We start from the raw sequence: 14,733 nt of genomic DNA, 5'->3' as shown, positions 1-14,733 counted from the left end.
GGGTGTGAACCGCCAGGACTTGTGGCCCTGCCGCCGTTCATCCGCCGATGATCTTGTTGCCTTCGATCTTCTGCTTGCCCTTCAGCCCGACCTTGAGACTGTCGATATAGGCGTTCGGCTGGCGACCATCGTAGGTCACGCCATCGATGAATTCGGCAGTCGGCGCGCGGAAGCCGTCGGTCTGCCAGGGAAAATCCTCCTTCTTCGCCTTGCCGTCCGCGACGAGTTGCTGGGCGGCCGCAAGATAGATGTCGGGCCGATAAACGCTCTTGGCCGTCGCGTGGTACCAGGCGTCTTCCCTGGCCTCGGCGATCTGTCCCCAGCGCCGCATCTGGGTGAGATACCAGACGGCATCGGAGTAATAGGGATAGGTCGCAAAGTAGCGGAAGAAGACGTTGAAATCCGGAATCTGCCGCTTGTCGCCCTTCTCGTACTCGAAGGTGCCGGTCATCGAGTTCGCAATCACCGCCTTGTCGGCGCCGACATATTCAGGCTTGGAGAGCATCTCGACGGCCTTGGCGCGGTTGGCGTTGTTGTTCTCGTCCAGCCACATCGCGGCGCGGATCAAGGCCTTGGTGAGCGCGAGCGTCGTATTGGGATTCTTCTCGGCGAACGCCGCCGTGATGCCGAACACCTTCTCGGGATTGTCCTTCCAGATCTCGTAGTCGGTGATCACCGGCACGCCGATGCCCTTGAAGACGGCGGCCTGATTCCACGGCTCACCAACGCAGTAGCCGTTGATGGTGCCGGCTTCGAGCGTCGCGGGCATCTGCGGCGGCGGCGTGACCGACAGCAGGGCTTCGGCCGCGATGGTGCCGCTCGTATCATCGGCCGAATAATATCCAGGATTGATGCCGCCGGAGGCGAGCCAGTAGCGAAGCTCGTAGTTGTGGGTCGAGACCGGGAACACCATGCCCATCTTGAAGGACTTGCCGGAAGCCTTGAGCTTCTCGATGGCCGGACGCAGCGTCTCCGCCTTGATGGGATGCACCGGCTTGCCGCTCGCATCCTTCGCCACCTGTGGCTTCATCAGCTCCCAGATTTCGTTGGAGACCGTGATGGCGTTGCCGTTGAGATCCATCGAGAACGGCGTGATGATATGGGCCTTGGTCCCGAAGCCGATCGTCGCCGCGAGCGGCTGGCCGGCAAGCATGTGCGCGCCATCGAGCTCGCCGGTGATGACCCGATCGAGCAGCACCTTCCAATTGGCCTGTGCCTCCAGCGTGACAATCAGCCCCTCGTCCTCGAAGTAGCCGTTCTCCTTGGCGACCGCGAGCGGGGCCATGTCGGTGAGCTTGATGAATCCGAACTTGAGCTCGTCCTTTTCAAGCTTGGCCGCACGCGCACGGCTGGAAGTGAGCGCCAGCGCGGCGGCAGTGCCTGCCGCAAGAAACGCACGACGATCCAGCACGGCGCCGCGCTTGGAAGCGAACGCCTGTTCCGGATCAGGACGTCGGGTGAGGTCGGATGAATTCGGCATGAAAGGATGATCCTTTGCGTCTCCGTGACGCCTTGCCGGCCTGCGGACGCAAGCCGACTCCCGGAGAAGGCTCCGGTGAGCTGTCACGCTGCTGATGAATGAGTTTTCGGGAGACGGCGTCGATGGCGTCAGGAGTACTTATTCAATCTTTGTGCCAAGCGCGTTCTGAGCCGGAGCGCAGCAATTTCAGCGGGTTAGGAACAAGCCGTCCGCGCCTGCCTTCGCCAGAAACGCACGTATCTTTTGCGATTCGCTTGCTATATGTGCAATGCACACCGAATGAGCACATGCGATACGGCCGTAAGCAGCCGCCGTCTCAACGCCCGGCACATTCGCTCATGGTCGCGCCGCGCAATCGGCTAAGGCGTTGGATAAATTGACGAACCGGCATTGTGGCCAGAATTGGCACGTGGCTTGCTAACAACTCATTAGTCAACGATGACTGCGGTTCGACGGATTGTTGAGGCTGTTAGCGCCTGACATTCGGGACGGATCTCAATGAACTGCTCCGATCCCAGCAGTCGTCGTGATGCGCCCGCAATTCAGCCTTGCACCGACATTCGACGCCGCTCGCTTCATGTGGTGCCCACCGGGAAACGTGTTCCCGGCGGGCAACGCGAAACCGGCAGTTGTTAAGCACAATCAGAAGGAAGCCTGAATGTCGTATCTCGCGCCCTCGGAATTCGTCACCAAGATGGTGGATGCAGGGGAGTCCAAGATCTTCATGTCGACACGGGATACGGTTATCCGCGCCTATATGGCCGGCGCCATTCTCGCGCTCGCGGCGTGGTTCGCCGTGACAATCAATGTGAACACCGGCCAGCCGATCATCGGCGCGCTGCTGTTTCCCGTCGGCTTCTCGATGCTCTATCTGCTGGGCTTCGACCTTCTGACCGGCGTGTTCGTGCTGTCGCCGCTGGCGCTGATCGACAAGCGTCCCGGCGTGACCATCGCAGGCGTGCTGCGCAACTGGGGACTCGTCTTCATCGGCAATTTCGCCGGCGCGCTGACAGTGGCCTTCATGATGGCGTTCGTGACCACATTCGGCTTCACGCAGGAGCCGGACAAGGTCGGCGCCGTCATCGGCAATATCGGTGAAGGCCGGACGCTGGGCTACGCAGCGCATGGCGCCGCCGGAATGGCGACGCTGTTCATCCGCGGCATGCTGTGCAACTGGATGGTCTCGACCGGCGTGGTTGGCGCGATGATCTCGACGACCGTCCCGGGCAAGGTGCTGGCGATGTGGATGCCGATCCTGGTCTTCTTCTACATGGTGTTCGAGCATTCGGTGGTGAACATGTTCCTGTTCCCGTCGGGGCTGATGCTCCATGCGAAGTTCTCGATCATGGACTACCTGATCTGGAACGAGATCCCGACCGTGCTCGGCAATCTCGTCGGCGGCCTCTCCTTCACCGGCCTGACGCTCTATGCCACCCACGTCAGGACGCAGCCGAAGCGCGATGCCAAGATCGCCGCTCGCGTCGCCGCCTGATTTCATTTCCCCTCGGGAGCCCGTCCCCGATAGGGTCGGGCTCCCTCACTTTGTCCCAAGGCCCAGATGCCATTGCGGATCACCATCGGAGCACATTCCGACAAGGGGCAGAAGCCGGGCAACCAGGACTTCCACGGCGCCCTGATTCCCGACGAGCCGGCGCTCAGCCTGAAGGGCATCGCGGTCGCCATCGCCGATGGCATCAGCAGCAGCGAGGTCAGCCACATCGCGAGCGAGTCGGCGGTCAAGAGCTTCCTGACCGATTATTACTGCACGCCGGATGCCTGGTCGGTGAAGACCTCGGCGCGACGCGTGATCACGGCCGCCAACTCCTGGCTTCATGCCCAGACCAGAGCCAGCCAATACGCCTATGACCGCGACAAGGGTTACGTCTGCACGCTCAGCGCGATCGTGATCAAGGCGGCCACCGCGCATCTCTTCCATGTCGGCGACTGCCGCATCTCACGCCTCGCCGGCCATTCGCTCGAGCAGCTCACCGACGATCATCGCGTCATGATCTCGTCGCAGCAGAGCTATCTGGGGCGCGCGCTCGGGGTCAACCCTCAGGTCGAAATCGACTATCAGGCTGTCAGGATCGAGCGCGGCGACATCTTCGTGCTCGCGACCGACGGCGTTCACGAGCATGTCGGCAAGCGTTTTGTCGCCAACGTGTTGAAAGAGAATTCCCACGACCTCGACCAGGCGGCCCGCATCATCGTCGCCGAGGCGCTGGCGCAGGGCAGCGCGGACAATCTCACGATCCAGATCGTGCGGATCGACGAGCTCGGTGTCGGCGACGCCGCCGAGATTCCGGTCCAGGCCGAGCAGCTGCCGCCGGCGCCGCTGCTGGACGCGCGGATGATCTTCGAGGGCTACCGGATCTTGCGCGAGATCCATTCCAGCAGCCGCAGCCACATCTATCTGGCGGTCGACGTCGAGACGGAGCTCCCCGTCGCCATCAAGGTGCCTTCGATCGACCTGCGCGGCGACCCGGCCTATTTGAAGCGCTTCCTGATGGAAGAGTGGATCGCGCGACGGATCGACAATCCGCACGTGCTGAAGGCCTTCCCATCGACGCGCCGCCGCGATCATCTCTACGTCGTCACCGAATTCGTCGAAGGCCAGACCCTGGCGCAATGGATGATCGACCATCCGAAAGCCGATCTCGATACTGTCAGAGACATCATCGAGCAGATCGCCAACGGACTGCAGGCGCTGCATCGCAAGGAAATGCTGCACCAGGATCTGCGGCCTGCAAACATCGTGATCGACCGGACCCGGACGGCGAAGATCATCGATTTCGGATCGGTGCGCGTCAGCGGCGTGGTCGAGGCCGACCCGGCCGCCGACCACGACAGCATCCTCGGCACCCAGCAATATACGGCGCCGGAATATTTTCTCGGCGAGGGCGGCTCCGAATGGTCCGATCAGTTCTCGCTCGGCGTGATCGCCTACCAGATGCTGACAGGCCGGCTGCCCTATGGCGCGCAGATGGCGCGCGCGAGAACCCCGGCACAGTTTCGCAAGGTGCGCTATCAGCCGGCCTCGGGCGATGACCAAACCGTCCCGCTCTGGATCGACGGCGCACTTCGCCGCGCCGTCCATCCGGTCGCTGCCAAACGTTACGAGAGCCTCTCGGAATTCGTCTTCGACCTTCGGCACCCCAATCCGGCCTATGTCGGCGGCGACCGGACACCGCTGATCGAGCGCAATCCGCTGCTGTTCTGGAAGGCAACGACGGCGCTGCTCGCGATCGCCGTCGTCATCCTGCTCGCGGCTCGCCACGGCGGCTGGTAGGCGAGACTGGCGCTCGCCGCAGGATCAGGCGGGTTCAGGCGCGATCGCGCCGAGCGGCGTCGGCGCCACGCCTGCTCCCGGCTTCATGCGGAAATCATAGCTCATCAAGTGCCACGGCCCAGCCGCCAGCTTGCCGTCCGGCATCACCGCATCGGTGCGCCGCTCCACCTGGGCGATGAGGTCGTCCTTGACGCCGAAGACGACGTCGCTGTCGAGATATTCGTCGCCGCCGACGAAGACGTGGGTGATCAGCGGCTCGTAATCCTTGGCGTCCACCAGGAAATGCACATGGGCCGGGCGCATCGGATGACGCTTCGTCTCGAGGATCATCCGTCCCACCGGACCGTCGGTCGGGATCGGATAGCTGCAGGGCAGGATGGTGCGGAAGAAAAAGCGACCATCCGCATCCGTGATGAAGCGCGCCCGCGACGACGGACCATCGCTTTCATAGGACGGCCGCTGCGAATCGTAGAAGCCCTCGTCGTCGGCATGCCAGACATCGACCGTGGCGCCCGCCAGCGGGGCACCCGACAGATCGGTCACCCGTCCCTGGACGAACATCTTCTCGCCCTTGAGATCCGCCGAGATGTCGGTGCCGTGGGGCGTCACCTTGTGCTCGCCGACGTAGAACGGACCGAGCACGGTCGTCTCCGTCGCCCCTGCCCGGTCGCGATGATTGATGGCGTCGACCAGCATCGACACGCCGAGCACGTCGGACAGCAGGATGAACTCCTGCCGGCTCGCGGTGCAAGTCTGGCCGGTGCGGGTCAGAAAGTCGATGGCGGCGGCCCACTCGTCGAAAGTGAGCTCCGTCCGGCGCACATAATCGTGCAGCGACTTCACCAATTCCTGCAGCAGGAATTTCGCGCGCGGATCGGGTGTGCGCTCGAAGCTCGCGACGACGGCCTCCGTGAGCTCGACCTCGTTGAATTGTGTCATTGCCAATTCCTCCCGGCGCAAAGGGTACACGACGCATCCCCGGCCCGCCATTGGACGCGGCGCGTTTTTCGGCTATCACCCGAAACAAACGGGATGCGCGGCCGATCCTCGCGCAGGCCGCCGGAAACCGATCATAGCGGAGACGCCGATGCTCGCCCCCACTCCTGCCTCGCCCGAAACCGTCGGGATGTCGAAAGCCGCGCTCGACCGCATCGATGCCCATCTGCGGCAGCGCTATGTCGAGGCCGGCCGCTTTCCCGGGACGCAGTTGATGGTCTATCGCCGCGGCAAGATCGTGCACGCGAGCTCGCTCGGCTTTGCCGACGTCGAGCGCAAGGCCCCGGTCCGGGACGACACGATCTACCGCATCTATTCGATGACCAAGCCGATCACCTCGGTCGCCTTCATGATGCTGGTCGAGGAGGGCAAGGTTGCGCTCGACGAGCCGGTCGCGAAATACATTCCGGAGTGGAAGAATCTCGGCGTATTCGTCGCCGGCACCGCGCCGGGCTTTGTCAGCCGCCCGCCGTCGCGGCCGATGCTGATCGTCGACCTCTTGCGCCACACCTCGGGCCTCACTTATGGCTTCCAGCAGCGCTCGAACGTCGATGCCGCCTATCGCGACGCCAAGATCGGCGCGGTCGAAAAGGCCGGCACCCTGCAGTCGATGATCGATGACCTCGCGCGGATTCCGCTGGAGTTCTCGCCGGGCGAGGCCTGGAACTACTCGGTGTCCACCGACGTGGTCGGCTATCTCGTCGGCAAGATCGCCGACCAGCCGTTCGAGCAATTCCTGAAACAGCGCATCTTCGATCCGCTCGGCATGAGCGACACCGACTTCCATGTTCCCGCGGCGAAGGCGCACCGGCTGGCGGCGTGCTACTCGGCCGACGCCGGCGGCGCCTTGTCGTTTCACGCCGCCGATCGCAAGGGCGGCCTGACCTTGCAGGACGACCCGGCGACCAGCACCTTCCTCAACCCGCCCGACTTCATCTCCGGCGGCGGCGGCCTGTGCTCGACCACGGCCGACTATCTGACGTTCTGCCGCGCATTGCTCAATGGCGGCGAGCTCGGCGGCGTCAGGCTGCTCGGGCCGAAGACGCTGAAGCTGATGACCTCGAACCATCTGCCCGGCGGCGTCGACCTGCCGGCGCTGTCGCGCTCGATGTTCGCGGAAGCGGCCTATAACGGCATCGGCTTCGGTCTCGGCTTCTCGGTGACGATGGACCCGGCCAAGACGCTGATCCCCGGCAGCGCCGGCGAATATGCCTGGGGCGGCGCGGCCTCCACCGCGTTCTGGATCGACCCGGCCGAAGAGCTGATCACGATCTTCATGACCCAGGTGCTGCCCTCGAGCGCCTACCCGATCCGCCGCGAGCTGCGCACGATGGTGTACGCGGCCATCACCGAGAGCAACGTTTAGGAGAGGCGCTGTGGCGGCAAAGCCGCTCAGGGAACCGACGATCCCCGCGCATTGCGCTTGGCGCGCTTGCACCGCTCTCCTATGCTGACAACGATGTGAACGGCTGCAACCGCCGGGACCTTGCGGACGCAGCCGCTCCAGCCTGATATGCGCTCGCTGCATACATTCGCCTGCGCCCGACGCATCTCCCCAGCCGACGTCAGTCCCAACGGCAATCAGCAGCGCCAGCTCAAACGGGGCATCCGTGCCAAAACTCTCCCTGCCGATCCGGCTTGCTCTTCTGGTCGCAGGGACCACGCTGCCGCTCATCCTGTTCGCAGGCGGGATCGTCTTGCACAACTACATGCAGGACCGCAGCGACGCCCGCCAGCGCGTGCTGGAGACGGTGCGCAGCATCCGCCTGACGCTCGATGCCGAAATGCAGCGCATGACCGGCGGCGTCCAGGTGCTGGCGCTGACCGATGCGCTGACCACCGGCGATTTCGAACGCTTCCGGCCGATCGCGATGGGCTTCCTCGAGCAGTACGGCAAGAACGGCACGATCGTGGTCGCCGACCGCGAGGGACGCCAATTGTTCTCGTCGGCGACGCCGGATACGGCTCACCTGCCGCCGCGCAACAACCGCGAGATCACCCGCCGCGTGTTCGAGACCAGGCAGCCGCAATATTCCGACCTGTTCTACGGCGTCGTGAAGAAGAGCCTGATCGTCACCGTCGAGGTTCCCGTCTTTCGCGACGGCGAGGTCGTCTATGACATCTCGTTCAGCCCGCCGATCGAGATGTTCCAGACCATCCTGGAAAAGCAGCGGCCGAACCCGGACTGGACCCTGTCGCTGCTCGACCGCCAGGCGACCGTCTTCGCACGCGTGCCGAATCCGACGAAGACGATCGGCAAGCAGGCCTCGCCCTCGGTCTTCGATCGCATGCGCAGCGAGCAGGAGGCGACGCTGTCGAGCGTATCGCTCGAGGGTGTGCCGTTGCTGTCGAGCTTCACCCATTCCACCCTGACCGGATGGACCATCGGCGCCGGCATCGCCGAGGATTCGCTGGTGGCGCCGCTGTGGCGCAACCTCGCCGTTACCAGCCTGCTCGGCGGCATCATGCTGGCGATCGGCCTGGCCTTCGCGGTGCGGATGGCGACGGCGATCGCGCGCGCAGAGATGCTGCACGATCTGCTGATCGAGGAGCTCAATCACCGGGTCAAGAACACGCTGGCGATCCTGCAGGCGATCGCGGTGCAGACCTTCCGCAGCGCCAGCCGCCATGAGCGCGAGAAGTTCGAGGGCCGACTCGGCGCGCTCGCCGAGGCGCATAATCTGCTCAGCAAGGAGAAATGGCAGGGCTCCGAGCTGCAGGACGTGATCGAGCGCGTGCTCAAGCCCTATCGCCTCAACACGCCCGACCGCATCAGGATCTCCGGCCCGAAGGTGGCGCTGTCGCCGCGGCTCGCGGTCGTGCTGTCGATGATCGTGCACGAGATCGCAACCAACGCCGCCAAGTATGGCGCGCTCTCGAACGACACCGGCACGGTCGATCTGTCCTGGGAGCTGACGAGCGCGGCCGACGCCGCGAAGAAGCTGCCGGCACGGCTGCGGCTGGTGTGGCAGGAGACCGGCGGCCCGGTGGTCTCGGCGCCGATCCAGCGCGGCTTCGGCTCCCGCCTGATCGAGCGCAGCGCGCGCGATCAGCTCGGCGGCGAGGCCACGGTCGACTTCCTGCCGCCGGGCGTGGTCTACACCATCACCTGCAAGCTCGACGATTGAGCCGCGTCAGCCGAACCTCTGCAGCGCCGGGAACGTCTCGAGCAGCCAGATGCTGAAGGTCGAGACCGCGCCGGTGAGAAAGCCTATGCCGGTGGCGATCATCAGCACGCCCATCGCGCGCTCGATGTTCACGAGATGGCCACGCATGCGCATGAACAGCGCCGAGAACTGCTCGATCATGAACGCCGCGACCAGGAACGGAATGCCGAGGCCGGCGGAATAGACGGCAAGCAGCCCGGCGCCCTTGGCGACCGTCGTCTCCGCGGCTGCGATCGAGAGGATCGCAGCCAGGATCGGCCCGATGCACGGCGTCCAGCCGAAGGCGAAGGCGAGCCCCATGACATAGGCGCCCCACAGGCCGACCGGCTTGGGGATCGGCAGCCGCCCTTCGCGCATCAGGAACGCGATCCGGGTCAGGCCGAGGAAGTGCAGGCCCATCACGATGATGACGATGCCGGCGAGAATGGACAACTGCTCCGACCAGGCCCGGATCAGGCCGCCGATCAGCGAGGCGCTCGCCCCCAGCATGACGAACACGGTGGAGAAGCCCAGCACGAACAGTGCGGCCGAGATCATCACCGCGCGGCGCGACGCGGCCGGAGGCTCCTCGCTCTCGATGTGCTCGATCGTGGCGCCGGTGAGATAGACCAGATACGGAGGAACCAGCGGCAGCACGCAGGGCGAAAGAAAACTGACCAGGCCAGCAATGAACGCGGCCGGAATCGATACGTTCTGGATCATGCGAGTCCCGCGATACGCCCCTCCAGGCGCAAGCCGGGGCACGACGCTTCTTGCCGCCGATACGGGGAATACGCAACAGACGTGCCGAAGTTACGGCGCTCAACGATGATCACCGCCTACAGGCCTTCGCTAGGATTGAGCCCGACGTCCCCGGATCGGAGCCTCGTCGGCAAAGTCCCGCCCGGATGCGGCACGTCCACCCGTTCCAACCGGCTCGTCCGCGAGCCGCTGCGCGCATCACCGCGGGATCACGACATATCACAAATGCGCTAAATGCACCTTTGTGCACACATCGAACTGTGCTATTTCACCACTCGAAGCAAAGGCTGCCTGCGCTGACCCGGCTGCAGCTTCGGATCGCGCAGCTTGTCGGGATTGTCAGCTTGAACCATTTCATCGCAGAGCGATCTCAGATCGTCCTCGCTCAGACGGTTCAGCTTCATACGCAGGTCGAGGATGGCAACCGAGACCAAATGTGCCGATTCGCGATTGCCCGTCGCCGCGAGCGTGGCGCGGCACTGCTCCAGGGATGCAAGCACTGCAAGCATTTGTTCGTCTGAATTGGCCACAGGCGTCGTTTCCGTTCTAGCGTGCGACGAGATGGAGCCGAGCAACTCCCGACTCGCGGATGGCTTCCAAATACGTCATGTCGTTGCTCCCCTGCGCTTTGCCCATGCGGCTCATCCGAGCCGCGCGCCTACCCCCTGGGACGGCACGACGACGTCCTGGCATGGCGCATGGTGAAGACACATCACCGCTCCCCGGCATTCGATGAGTTAGCGCCACGATCCGTTCATCAAGATAGCATGACAACGGACCATCTTCGAATACCATTTCATTGCAGTCGAGGCAAAAACCGTCGATCTTAGGTTCGACTCGCGCTAAGCGTGTCTCTGTCCTACATGATGTGTCAGACCGCGCGTCTGCTGGCGGTAAGACCATGCTGCAGAGAACTGAACGTGGCAGACTCATCGCCCCTCGATCGCTCAACCAAATCATGGCACGAACGTGCCCTGACCGTAATTTATCGGAATCACTCTAGCAGGCGGAGAGAGCTTGTATGCGCGTTGCGGCGGAACGGGGCGTTCCTCAGAAGGAACGCCAGGACCTAGCCGAGACCCCTGCGACGCTGGCGCCAGGGGAGCACGGCGACTCGTCTGCTGCGGCAGGATCGAGCATTGAACTGAGCCGAGAGAGTGGCGGCGCCAAGGGCGCAACGGCGAGCAAGCCGGCAAAAACTGCGACGGGCCGGGCCGCCCCGGCCAAGTCGACCGTGAGCAAATCGGCGCTGGCAAGCCTCACCGACTGGGATGCAGCGCGGATCTTCCTCGAGGTTGTCAGGGCCGGCAGCTTCCGCTCCGCGGCGGAGCGGCTGACGCTCTCGATCAATGCCGTACGGCGACGCATCGATGATTTCGAGCGGCAGATCGGCGCGACGCTGTTCACGCGCGACGTCCACGGCGCTCGGCTGACCGACGAAGGCGCACTGGTGGTCTCTGCCGTCGAACGCATGGAGGCCGCGTCATTCGAGCTGCTGCGCGCGGGCGATGGTCTCGCCGGCGCTGCGTCGGGCGAGGTCCGGGTCGCGGTGACCGAGGGGCTCGGCACGTTCTGGCTGGCGCCGCGGCTGGTCGAATTTCAGCAGAGCTTTCCCAACGTCATGGTCGACCTCTATTGCGCGATGCGCTCGGCCGACGTGTCACGCCACGAGGCCGACGTGGCCATCCATCTCTCCCGGCCGGCGGCGCTCGATGTCAAGCTGGTCCGGCTCGGCCGCATGCACCTGATGTGCTTTGCGAGCGAGAAATATTTGGAGATATTTGGCATCCCAAAGACGATTGACGATCTCGTCAAACATCGCTTGGTTCTGCAGGTGGCGGACGAAGCCGCCGCCAACGCCGCCTTCGCCACCATCTTTCCCGGTTTCGAGCAGCGGGACCTGATCGCGATGACCACCAATGTCTCGAGCGCCAATTACTGGGCCGTGGCGCACGGCGCCGGTATCGGGGTCTTCCCAACCTATGCGAGTGCCCTGGGCGGGAAGATCATACCACTTGAGGTTGACCTCAAGTGGTCCTACGACATCTGGCTGTCTTACCATGCCACCACCGGACGCATCCCTAGGGTGCGTCACATGATCGACTGGCTGGTCGAGGCCTTTAACCCTGGCAAATACCCGTGGTTTAAAGACGAATTCATTCATCCACAGCAACTTAAAACAGTATATATGGGTGAACCCCTGACCCATCTATTCGGGGGCTTTCCGATGGAAGGACGGTAAAATCAGTATGAACAAATCAGCGGCAAAGAAAATGAAGCAGCGCAGTGCGGGCAAGCCCGACATCGAGCTCGGCAAGCGGATTCGCCTCCGGCGTGTGGAGCAGAAGATCTCGCAGGCTGAACTCGGCGAGAAGCTCGGCGTGAGCTTCCAGCAGGTCCAGAAGTACGAGAAGGGCGTCAACCGGGTCGGCGCTGCGCGTCTGCAGCAGATCGCCACCGCGCTCGACGTGCCCGTGACGTTCTTCTACGACGGCGACAGCAAGGCGCGCGAGGTCGAGAGCCTCCTGTTCCTGGACTCAGCCTTCAGCCTGCGGTTGCTGCGCGCCTACAGCAAGATCAAGGACCAGACCGTACAACGTCAGCTGGTATCCTTGATGGAATCGATCGCAGCGAACGAAGAATAGGCAAGGCTGTCTGATCCGTCAGACAGATCTGCCCGTGATGGATATGGACCATCTTCGCTCGAGGGCGCAACTTGGGGGCGCCAGGCTTTGCCAGCTCGGGCGAGTTCACTGCCTCGGCTCGAGGCCGAGTGATCGGCGCGGCCGGCACACCGGCCCTTCTCGTCCGCCCAGCGATCGCTGCGCGGTCTGAGGCTTCGTCGCCCTTGTATTCTCGTGCTCTCTGCCGTCATAGGAAGTGGCGGCATGGCGGCGTTTCGGTCCCGTCGGCCGACGCTGATCATGAACGCTGCGCGTCCTCTCCTGGGCCACCCGTGCACAGGTCGAGAGCATCGGCTCTGACGTCCTCTTGCCTGCCCATCGTGGCCTGAACTCACATTGACGCCGTCACCGGCGCGGTGAACGATGCCGGCCGCCTTGCCCTCCCTGCCGACGGACCCTCATGCCGACCATCTCCGAGCTCCCCACCACCTTCGCCGAGGGCAAGATCCTCATGACCAGAGCGGGCGACGGCGTCGGCATCATCACCTTCAACAACCCGGATAAGCGCAATGCGATGTCGCTGGAGATGTGGGAGGGGCTCGGCCAGGCCCTGGTCGCGCTGCGCGACGATGACGCGATCCGGGTCGTGGTGCTGACCGGCGCCGGCGGCAAGGCCTTCGTGTCCGGCGCCGACATCAGCCAGTTCGAGCAGAGCCGCCACAACGCCGCGGCCTCGGAGGCCTATGCCGAGCGCAGCGCCGCCCAGCGGGCGCTGCTCGCCGGCTACCCTAAGCCGACGATCGCCTGCGTCAGCGGCTTCTGCCTCGGCGGCGGCCTGCAGATCGCGATGCTGACCGACATGCGCTTTGCCGCCGAGGACAGCCAGTTCGGCATCCCCGCCGCCAGGCTCGGCATCGCCTATGGCTATGACGGCCTGCGCAACCTGGTGTCACTGGTCGGCCCGTCGCAGGCGCGGCTGCTGCTCTATACGGGCCTGCGGATCGATGCCGCGGAGGCGCTGCGCATCGGCCTCATCGATCGGATGATCCCCAACGACGAGCTGCTGCCGGCGACGCTGGAGATCGCCCGCACCATCGCCGGCAATGCGCCGCTGGCGGTCAAGGCCGCCAAGATCACCATCGCCGAAGTGCTGAAGGACGAAAGCCGGCGCGACATGGAAGCCATCAAGCGGATCGGCGACGCCTGCATGGATTCGGAGGATTTCCGCGAGGGCCGCCGCGCCTTCATGGAGAAGCGCAAGCCGGCCTTCAAGGGACGTTAGAGCGCCTCCAGCACCGCCTTGGTCACGTCAATCGTGCCGGCCTTGCCGCCGAACTCGAACGGCTTGAGGCCGGAGGCATAGACCCGGTCGACGGCCAGCTCGATCCGCTGCGCCGCTTCGGCTGCGCCCTCGATGCCATGCGTGTCCGCCAGCCAGTCCAGCATCATCGCGGCCGAGAGGATCATCGCGGTCGGATTGGCCTTGCCCTGCCCCATGATGTCGGGCGCGGTGCCGTGGCAGGGCTGGAACACGGCGTGGCGGTCGCCGATGTCGGCCGACGGCGCCATGCCCATGCCGCCGACGAGACCGGCGGCGAGATCGGACAGGATGTCGCCGAACATGTTCTCGGTGACCAGGACGTCGAAATCCCACGGGCGCTTCACCAGCATGAGCGCGCAGGCATCGATGTAGAGGCGGTCTGTCTTCACGTCCGGATGAAGTTGAGCGACCTCGTCGAAGATCTTGCGAAAGTAGGCGAAGGCCTTGAAGACGTTGGCCTTGTCGACGCAGGCCAAAGTTCCCGAGCGGCCGCGCGCGCGGCGCCGGGCGGCGAGCTTGAAGGAGAAGTTGAACAGCCGCTCGGATGTCTTGCGGGTAATGACGAGGGTCTCGCGCGCCTCCTCATGTGTCACGACACCTTTGCCCATCGAGGCGAACAGGCCTTCGGTGGACTCGCGGATGACGACGAAGTCGATGCCGCGCTCGGCGGCGCCGACGATCGGGCTCGGCACGCCCGGGATCAGCCGCGCCGGCCGCACGCCGGCATAAAGGTCGAAATGGAAGCGCAGCTCGATCTGCGGCGCGATCTCGGTGTTGTCGGGATAGCGCACCGAGGGCAGCCCGCAGGCGCCGAGCAGGATCGCGTCCGCCTCTTCGCACAGCCGGATCGTGCTGTCGGCGATCGAGACGCCGGTTGCGAGATAGTTGTTGGCGCCGGCCTGGGCCTCGGTGAAGCGGAACGACAGGCCGGCCTTGGCCTCGACCTTGCGCAGCACCTCGAGCGCGGGCGCCATGACTTCAGGACCGATGCCGTCGCCGGGGAGGACTGCGATGTGGAGTGAATTGGTCGAGGGCATGGGCGACGCTTTCGAGGACGACATCAATGAGCCGTCATGCCCGGGCTTGACCCGGGCATCCACGACTTTCTAACGCCG

The 14,733-nt window shown here is 64.3% G+C and carries 12 protein-coding genes; 7 read left to right on the top strand and 5 right to left on the bottom strand.

What is annotated here, in order from left to right:
- Nucleotides 1-37: 37 nt before the first annotated feature.
- Nucleotides 38-1,480, bottom strand: coding sequence for a CmpA/NrtA family ABC transporter substrate-binding protein (locus ACQR2C_RS23555; protein WP_434882229.1), 1,443 nt, complete (start codon nucleotides 1,478-1,480; stop codon nucleotides 38-40).
- Between the two features lie 658 nt (nucleotides 1,481-2,138).
- On the opposite strand from ACQR2C_RS23555, the gene ACQR2C_RS23550 reads away from it, so the two are divergent.
- Together ACQR2C_RS23550 and ACQR2C_RS23545 are read left to right on the top strand one after the other, a co-directional pair.
- Nucleotides 2,139-2,972 carry a formate/nitrite transporter family protein gene (locus tag ACQR2C_RS23550; RefSeq protein WP_434882228.1) on the top strand — a complete coding sequence of 278 codons (834 nt, stop codon included), beginning with the start codon at nucleotides 2,139-2,141 and terminating at the stop codon, nucleotides 2,970-2,972.
- Between the two features lie 66 nt (nucleotides 2,973-3,038).
- Complete coding sequence (locus ACQR2C_RS23545) at nucleotides 3,039-4,769, top strand: protein kinase domain-containing protein (RefSeq protein ID WP_434882227.1); 1,731 nt, start codon at nucleotides 3,039-3,041, stop codon at nucleotides 4,767-4,769.
- Between the two features lie 24 nt (nucleotides 4,770-4,793).
- On the opposite strand, the gene ACQR2C_RS23540 is transcribed toward ACQR2C_RS23545, so the two are convergent.
- Entirely contained in the window at nucleotides 4,794-5,708 is a 915-nt protein-coding gene (locus tag ACQR2C_RS23540; RefSeq protein ID WP_434882226.1) for an intradiol ring-cleavage dioxygenase, read from the bottom strand.
- 148 nt (nucleotides 5,709-5,856) lie between these two features.
- On the opposite strand from ACQR2C_RS23540, the gene ACQR2C_RS23535 reads away from it, so the two are divergent.
- Nucleotides 5,857-7,131: a serine hydrolase domain-containing protein gene (locus tag ACQR2C_RS23535; protein WP_434882225.1), complete on the top strand. Its 1,275-nt coding sequence runs from the start codon at nucleotides 5,857-5,859 to the stop codon at nucleotides 7,129-7,131.
- Nucleotides 7,132-7,375: 244 nt separating this feature from the next.
- Nucleotides 7,376-8,893, top strand: a complete 1,518-nt coding sequence (locus ACQR2C_RS23530; RefSeq protein WP_434882224.1) for an HWE histidine kinase domain-containing protein — start codon at nucleotides 7,376-7,378, stop codon at nucleotides 8,891-8,893.
- 6 nt (nucleotides 8,894-8,899) lie between these two features.
- Here the strand turns inward: ACQR2C_RS23530 and ACQR2C_RS23525 are convergent, their stop codons facing one another.
- Both ACQR2C_RS23525 and ACQR2C_RS23520 read right to left on the bottom strand, forming a co-directional pair.
- On the bottom strand, nucleotides 8,900-9,634 hold the full coding sequence (locus tag ACQR2C_RS23525) for a cytochrome c biogenesis CcdA family protein (RefSeq protein WP_315802516.1): 735 nt from the start codon (nucleotides 9,632-9,634) through the stop codon (nucleotides 8,900-8,902).
- Between the two features lie 302 nt (nucleotides 9,635-9,936).
- On the bottom strand, nucleotides 9,937-10,182 hold the full coding sequence (locus tag ACQR2C_RS23520) for a hypothetical protein (RefSeq protein WP_315802553.1): 246 nt from the start codon (nucleotides 10,180-10,182) through the stop codon (nucleotides 9,937-9,939).
- 512 nt (nucleotides 10,183-10,694) lie between these two features.
- Between ACQR2C_RS23520 and ACQR2C_RS23515 the strand changes: the two genes are divergently transcribed.
- From ACQR2C_RS23515 to ACQR2C_RS23505, 3 genes are all read left to right on the top strand, one after another.
- On the top strand, nucleotides 10,695-11,915 hold the full coding sequence (locus ACQR2C_RS23515) for a LysR family transcriptional regulator (protein WP_315802515.1): 1,221 nt from the start codon (nucleotides 10,695-10,697) through the stop codon (nucleotides 11,913-11,915).
- 7 nt (nucleotides 11,916-11,922) lie between these two features.
- A complete protein-coding gene (locus tag ACQR2C_RS23510; RefSeq protein ID WP_015668220.1) occupies nucleotides 11,923-12,318 on the top strand; it encodes a helix-turn-helix domain-containing protein in 396 nt (131 codons plus the stop codon).
- A gap of 439 nt (nucleotides 12,319-12,757) precedes the next feature.
- Nucleotides 12,758-13,579, top strand: coding sequence for an enoyl-CoA hydratase (locus ACQR2C_RS23505; RefSeq protein WP_434873675.1), 822 nt, complete (start codon nucleotides 12,758-12,760; stop codon nucleotides 13,577-13,579).
- Here ACQR2C_RS23505 and ACQR2C_RS23500 read toward each other — a convergent pair.
- Nucleotides 13,576-14,655: an isocitrate/isopropylmalate dehydrogenase family protein gene (locus tag ACQR2C_RS23500; protein ID WP_315802513.1), complete on the bottom strand. Its 1,080-nt coding sequence runs from the start codon at nucleotides 14,653-14,655 to the stop codon at nucleotides 13,576-13,578. The two genes, ACQR2C_RS23505 and ACQR2C_RS23500, sit on opposite strands and share 4 nt — an antisense overlap.
- Nucleotides 14,656-14,733: the final 78 nt, after the last annotated feature.

The sequence above is a fragment of the Bradyrhizobium sp. HKCCYLRH3061 genome (assembly GCF_051168015.1).
Lineage (GTDB): Bacteria > Pseudomonadota > Alphaproteobacteria > Rhizobiales > Xanthobacteraceae > Bradyrhizobium.
The sequence above is the reverse complement of the archived record's forward strand: the minus strand, read 5'-3'. Positions and strand labels throughout refer to the sequence as shown.

Coding starts and splice junctions, on each gene's coding strand:
- ACQR2C_RS23555 (WP_434882229.1), bottom strand. CDS start 1,480: ATGCCGAATTCATCCGACCTCACCCGACGTCCTGATCCGGAACAGGCG.
- ACQR2C_RS23520 (WP_315802553.1), bottom strand. CDS start 10,182: ATGCTTGCAGTGCTTGCATCCCTGGAGCAGTGCCGCGCCACGCTCGCG.
- ACQR2C_RS23500 (WP_315802513.1), bottom strand. CDS start 14,655: ATGCCCTCGACCAATTCACTCCACATCGCAGTCCTCCCCGGCGACGGC.
- ACQR2C_RS23545 (WP_434882227.1), top strand. CDS start 3,039: ATGCCATTGCGGATCACCATCGGAGCACATTCCGACAAGGGGCAGAAG.
- ACQR2C_RS23525 (WP_315802516.1), bottom strand. CDS start 9,634: ATGATCCAGAACGTATCGATTCCGGCCGCGTTCATTGCTGGCCTGGTC.
- ACQR2C_RS23550 (WP_434882228.1), top strand. CDS start 2,139: ATGTCGTATCTCGCGCCCTCGGAATTCGTCACCAAGATGGTGGATGCA.
- ACQR2C_RS23540 (WP_434882226.1), bottom strand. CDS start 5,708: ATGACACAATTCAACGAGGTCGAGCTCACGGAGGCCGTCGTCGCGAGC.
- ACQR2C_RS23535 (WP_434882225.1), top strand. CDS start 5,857: ATGCTCGCCCCCACTCCTGCCTCGCCCGAAACCGTCGGGATGTCGAAA.
- ACQR2C_RS23505 (WP_434873675.1), top strand. CDS start 12,758: ATGCCGACCATCTCCGAGCTCCCCACCACCTTCGCCGAGGGCAAGATC.
- ACQR2C_RS23510 (WP_015668220.1), top strand. CDS start 11,923: ATGAACAAATCAGCGGCAAAGAAAATGAAGCAGCGCAGTGCGGGCAAG.
- ACQR2C_RS23515 (WP_315802515.1), top strand. CDS start 10,695: ATGCGCGTTGCGGCGGAACGGGGCGTTCCTCAGAAGGAACGCCAGGAC.